This window comes from Micromonospora sp. MP36 (assembly GCF_008119785.1).
Classification (GTDB): domain Bacteria; phylum Actinomycetota; class Actinomycetes; order Mycobacteriales; family Micromonosporaceae; genus Micromonospora.
Genome location: NZ_VSFA01000281.1, coordinates 1 through 881 on the forward strand (window position 1 = coordinate 1; position 881 = coordinate 881).

General features: G+C 71.1%; 1 protein-coding gene. It reads right to left on the minus strand.

Annotation, left to right across the window (positions count from 1 at the left end; all coding sequences use genetic code 11):
• Positions 1 to 765: IS5 family transposase (locus tag FXF52_RS41165; RefSeq protein ID WP_148805053.1), on the minus strand; the 765-nt coding region annotated here is incomplete at its 3' end.
• Positions 766 to 881 lie beyond the last annotated feature (116 nt).

Here is an 881-nt window from a genome sequence, read left to right on the forward strand (position 1 = left end):
GGCGAAGGTTCTCTCGACGACCCATCGGCGGGGCAGTACCTGGAAACCGACCTGACCGGCGAGCTTGGCCACGATCTGCACGGCGATACCCAGGGCGGCGGCGAAGCCGAGCAGGGTGCCGGTGTAGGCCGAGTCGGCCCAGACCAGGCTGATGCGCTGGTAGCAGCCGCGCAGCGCGTAGATGACCGCGCGGGCAGCGACGCGGTCCTGGACACTGGCGGCGGTCACGGCGACCACGAGCAGCAGCCCGATGCTGTCCACCGCGATGTGCCGTTTGCGGCCGTTGACGTTCTTGCCGGCGTCGTAGCCGCGGCTGCCAGCTGGCACCGTCTCGGCGGCCCGTACCGACTGTGAGTCGACGATCGCCGCGGATGGCTGCGGCTGGCGGCCCTCGCCCGCGCGGACCCGCTCACGCAGCGCGTTGTGGATCCGGTTGACCGTTCCGCCGGCCACCCAGCGGCGGTGGTAGTCGTACACGGTCTTCCACGGCGGGAAGTCGGCTGGTAGTGCCCGCCATACCCCGCCGTTGTGCGCCACGTACCGGATCGCGTCCACGATGTCCCGTCGGGGGTGCGTCGGCCGGCGGCCGCCGCGCCGGCCAGGACCACCAGCGGGGACCAGCGCGGCCAGGACCGCCCACTCCGCGTCGGTGGTGTCCGAGGGATAGCGCCGCGTCCGGCGGCTGGACAGATGCGCGGACACCGCCGGCAGCGCCTCGGGTGCGTCCAGAGATGCGCCAGCGCCGGCAACCAGGTACAACGTCATATTGGGCCTTGAGGTCGAGCGTGACAGGTGTGGTTACCTGCGCTCGTACCTCAAGGCCCAACCCATGATCAACCCGCCACGCCGCACGCCTCACAGCCAGTTCCCGGACTGGCTCT